The sequence below is a fragment of the Collinsella sp. CLA-ER-H2 genome, assembly GCF_040092405.1.
GTDB lineage: Bacteria > Actinomycetota > Coriobacteriia > Coriobacteriales > Coriobacteriaceae > Collinsella.
On record NZ_JBBNLO010000055.1, the window covers coordinates 1 to 4,166 of the forward strand.

The window sequence follows — 4,166 nt, forward strand, 5'->3', positions numbered from 1 at the left end:
GGCTCTGTTAGACCAAAATTGACATATAGCATTTTTCCGATTTGGGACGATAATGCCCGGGGGCAATTTGAATTTGCTCCCGGGCATTAGTCTATTTTGGAGGTTTGAATGCGGTCAAAACTGATAAAGCACGCTCATCTGAATTACAGATATCAATGTTAACCAGTTGGCTGACCTCTTCAAGAAGCGCCGCCGCTTTCTTTCGGGTTTCAGCTAGCTCTTCCATTCTTTCTTGAATAACTTGCATCGATTCTAGTTTTGGAACTGGTAGCTTTAGCTCGCTAAGGATATCCCAAGAAATTCGCGTCCTTCCAATACCCGTGGAAAGCAATATCAGATCTGAACGGGCGGTATCAGATCTGATTAGCGACCATAGCGCATAAACGGTCAACGGGTCTTTTGGCTGGATAACGGTATATTCAGAAGATACGTATAAACCAGCTGTTTTCGAATCAACAACGGCAACAGCGCCATTAACAGCGTTGATATTACTTAGAACGATATCGTCCTTCTTTAGCTTAAATAGCGACTCATAGCTAACATCCTCTGCGTAAGATTCATCACCCGCAGCAATCGTTCCGTCATACTTAACCACTGCGAAGGTAACTTTCTTCCTCTTGTTATCCCCTCTGGTATAAAAGAGGTCACCAACTCGGTCCTCACAGGCGGCACCAGAAGCCCAGATGGGTTCAGCAATGTCTTTGGCGGCGCGGACCTTAAAACCCCGTTCGCTCCATTTTTCGACGTTTCTGCCCGCGACGAGAAGAGTCGCTTTAACATCCATCCGGTTTTCTATGCGTTTTGGATCGACTGAATAAAGTCGAGCAATTTCAGGATCACCATCTAAAAATGCTTTATATCCATTAACGATATCAGTGATTTCCTCTTTCGCCTTTTGCGCCGTAATCGCATCAGACGGAAGAACTCGCTCTCTGTTGGGACTATCTAGCCCCACATACGAGCAGTACCGCATATAGATTCGAGGCTGCTCTTGGGCGGCTTCTATCTTCTTCTGCAAGAAGAGCAGTGACGTCTTGACTCTTGCCTGAGAGCGCTGGAATGCGTCGCCTGGAAGCGATATAACAGCCCTGACGATGAAATGACTTCTAATCCAGTCCCTAACGTAAGAAGTGTCTTCACCTCCAAGTATTCCATCATCTAGTACGGTAATTAAAGAACCGCCAGGTTTTAGAATATCGTAGTAGCGCTCAATGAATAGAACGCTTGAACGCACAGTTCCGCGCAAGCTCGAGATTCCATTTCCATCTGGGCGATGAGCGATGGAGTAGTCTTTGAGGAGGGCTAGGTCAGACGGTTCGGAGCATTTATACTCCGCAGCAAACGGTGGATTAGTTAGCGCCAAATCGAAATAGCCGTTACGGCCAGAGATCGCATCTCGAAATTCCTTTTTCTCGCTTCTAAGTTCAAGCGAATCGGCGTCTTCTTCTACGGTGATATTCTTATCTAGGGAATCTAGCTGGAATATTTTGCTTCCACCGTCTCCATGAAGAAACATATTCATACGAGCAATGCGTGCTAAAGCTGGGTCCCTAGCTGCATCGATGCCCCATATGCAATTTTCAGCAATGTTTTTCTTGATTTCCTGCTTCTCCTTCATAGAAAGAGAGGCGTTGGAATCGACTTTTCCCCACATACCATTTAGAGCTCCGATAAGGAACCCGCCAGAGCCGCAGCATGCATCAATAATTTGTGAGCAATCAGAGACGTTTCTTCCGACATGCAGGTCTGAAAGGCCAACGGCGATATCAACAATGCTTCTCGGCGTAAAATACTGCCCAAGTGACTTGCCTCTTAAAGTTGCGTTCAGAAACGTTTCGAACATGCGGCCATTGAGGTCGTCTTCAATGAGATGGAGATCAACTTCTTCAAATCGCTTAACAAGTTCTTTGATTGTTCCGGCGGACAACCGTATCTTCTCGTTAGGTTCAAAAATGCGTTTCTTCTTTTTTTGAGCGATCAGATCCTCGAAGTTCTTTACCAACTTAGCGAAAAGAATCGTATTGACGGGATTCGGAGTCGTTTCCTCGGCCTTTTTTATCCATTGTGATGAAAATTTGGCTCGTGAAACCGGTACAGAATAGCCTTCATCCGTTTCGTATCCTTCGTCACATTCATGCGCTTCTTTATCGGAGGTCATTTTTAGGAAAATCACTTTCACGAATTCAGTGAAAGCGGCTCCGTAACTGAGATGTTCGTGCTTATAGATATAGGAATGTGCGCTTCCGAATAGTTTATTTACCGCAGAAGGTCCGATTTGCTTCAGGACGATGCGCTCTTCCTCTATTTCGCTCGAGAGCCCAGCAGGATGTGTCGCGTTAAAAGAACGCGGTGACAGGTATTCGGCTAAGGTGTCGAAGGCTTTGGAGCCATTATTCATATCAGATAGAGATAATGTGAGAATGGGCTTTGCGCTATCCCATCTGTACAGCATAGTTTTCAAACCGTTCGTTAGAACGAAGTATTGGACTGGATTGTCTTTATAGCCCTGGTTGATTAGAAGACAATAGCTGGAGCATTGTCCGACCCAAGAATCTAGGTTTTCCTTTGTGGATTTGGCATCAATGACAAAACGCACCTTTCTTCTATACGAAAGAGCGTAGTCGGGTTTATAAGGCATCTTTTTTCGGCCCAAGTTTACGCTGAGTTCCGAAATGCTTTCCTTTGTTTTTATTTGACTGTCTGCCCAACCCAAGCGCTTGAGAAGCCTGTCTACAAAAAACTGCTCTACAGATGCTTCATTTCCCAAATCTTCTTTTCTGCAGATTGCTTTTTTCGCCTTATTATTCATTCGGTTTATTTACCTTCATCTCAAACGGCATGCCGCCCTCGCGAATCACCGCGCGGAGAAACATATTCATCGCCGTGGACATGGAGAGGCCGAGCTCGTCGAGGATGGCGGACGCCTCCCTCTTCACCTCCGGCTCGATCCTGATGGTGGTTGCGGGTATGTTCGACGGCATGGCGGCTCCTATCTCTCGTGTATACCACGGTGCCACCATTTTAGCGGACTATGCCGCCCGCGAGACCCAGTAGTCCATATAGGGCGGCAGGACGTTGAACATGTCACGGATGCGGATCGCGCAGGTGCCGTTGGCGAGCTGACGTGCGACCGTGGACTCCGCGCTGCGGGAGTCGGTCGCCATGAAGGTGCGGCACCAGCGGAACCAGTCGAGATAGGCACCGAGGTGTTTGGTGGACACGCCCTTGAAACGCGCCATGAACGAGTCGAGGAGCGAATGGACGGTGTTGATGCGGTTGATGGTGCCCTCCGAGCGGTCTCTGGAATCATAGGACTCATGCGAGGCGACCTTCAAGTCGCACAATACATCGATGTATGCGGTCGCCTTGTCCGTAGCGACGACCGCGCCCGCGCCAATACGGTCGCGAAGGGCTTCCGCCGCACGCTTGCGCGAGACCACGCCTCGCCCCGAGACCTCGAAGAAGGTGGCATTCGTGTCGCTGATGCCCGTCATGACGCAGATCTGCTCGCGAGAGAGGCCGCGCTTGTGGACCTGTTTGCCGCGGTGGCGTGCCTTTCTCGGCAGGGTGAAGGAGCCCTTTGAATGGTTGCCCTTGAAGGATTCGGGGAAGTACGTCTCGTCGAGTTCGCAGGCCTGCCCCTGCCCGACGCGGAACTCGGGAGAATACCCCTTCAGGCACTCGATGAGCCTGTGGCGCATGGTATAGGCGGTCTTGAGGCAGACGCCGCAGCGGCCGGCACACTCGCGCAGCGGGAGCATGAGGACGAAACACTCGGCATAGGCCATCCAGGTCTCGCGGGGCAGTTTGCTCGTGCCGAGAATCCGGTCGGTGGAGCCTGAGAACGTCCTGCCGCAGTCGCGGCAGAGGTAGCGCTGCTCACCGTTCCTGGACTTGCCCTTCTTGACGATAGCGACCGAGCCGCAACGTGGGCAGCGCTCCATCGCGTAGCCGCTTCCTGCTGCATCGTCGAACATGGCGGCACGGATGATATCGCGTACCGACTCGATTGCACGGCGCCGCTCGGACTTGCTGAGCTTCGCCATATTCTTCTTGAGGGTGATGACCAGATCCTCGGCGTTCATACCTGCTCCAATGCCGTGGTTGCTGGTTTCATTATACCACGGTGGCATCACCTATATGTCAATTCTGGTCTAACAGAGCCA

General features: G+C 50.4%; 3 protein-coding genes. All 3 read right to left on the bottom strand.

Annotation, left to right across the window (positions count from 1 at the left end; translation table 11 throughout):
* Window positions 1-91: 91 nt before the first annotated feature.
* Genes AAAX59_RS09565 through AAAX59_RS09575 form a run of 3 tightly spaced genes read right to left on the bottom strand, consistent with a single transcriptional unit; the run spans window position 92 to window position 4,085 of the window.
* A complete protein-coding gene (locus tag AAAX59_RS09565) occupies window positions 92-2,809 on the bottom strand; it encodes an N-6 DNA methylase (RefSeq protein WP_349071585.1) in 2,718 nt (905 codons plus the stop codon).
* Window positions 2,802-2,981, bottom strand: a complete 180-nt coding sequence (locus AAAX59_RS09570; protein WP_114513758.1) for a type II toxin-antitoxin system RelB/DinJ family antitoxin — start codon at window positions 2,979-2,981, stop codon at window positions 2,802-2,804. Before AAAX59_RS09570 ends, AAAX59_RS09565 begins: the two co-directional genes overlap by 8 nt.
* 48 nt (window positions 2,982-3,029) lie before the next feature.
* Window positions 3,030-4,085 carry an IS1595 family transposase gene (locus AAAX59_RS09575; RefSeq protein ID WP_349071586.1) on the bottom strand — a complete coding sequence of 352 codons (1,056 nt, stop codon included), beginning with the start codon at window positions 4,083-4,085 and terminating at the stop codon, window positions 3,030-3,032.
* Between the last annotated feature and the right edge of the window lie 81 nt (window positions 4,086-4,166).

What these genes read in the sequence shown, in the direction of transcription:
- AAAX59_RS09565 (WP_349071585.1), bottom strand. Translation starts at nt 2,809, where the DNA reads ATGAATAATAAGGCGAAAAAAGCAATCTGCAGAAAAGAAGATTTGGGA.
- AAAX59_RS09570 (WP_114513758.1), bottom strand. Translation starts at nt 2,981, where the DNA reads ATGCCGTCGAACATACCCGCAACCACCATCAGGATCGAGCCGGAGGTG.
- AAAX59_RS09575 (WP_349071586.1), bottom strand. Translation starts at nt 4,085, where the DNA reads ATGAACGCCGAGGATCTGGTCATCACCCTCAAGAAGAATATGGCGAAG.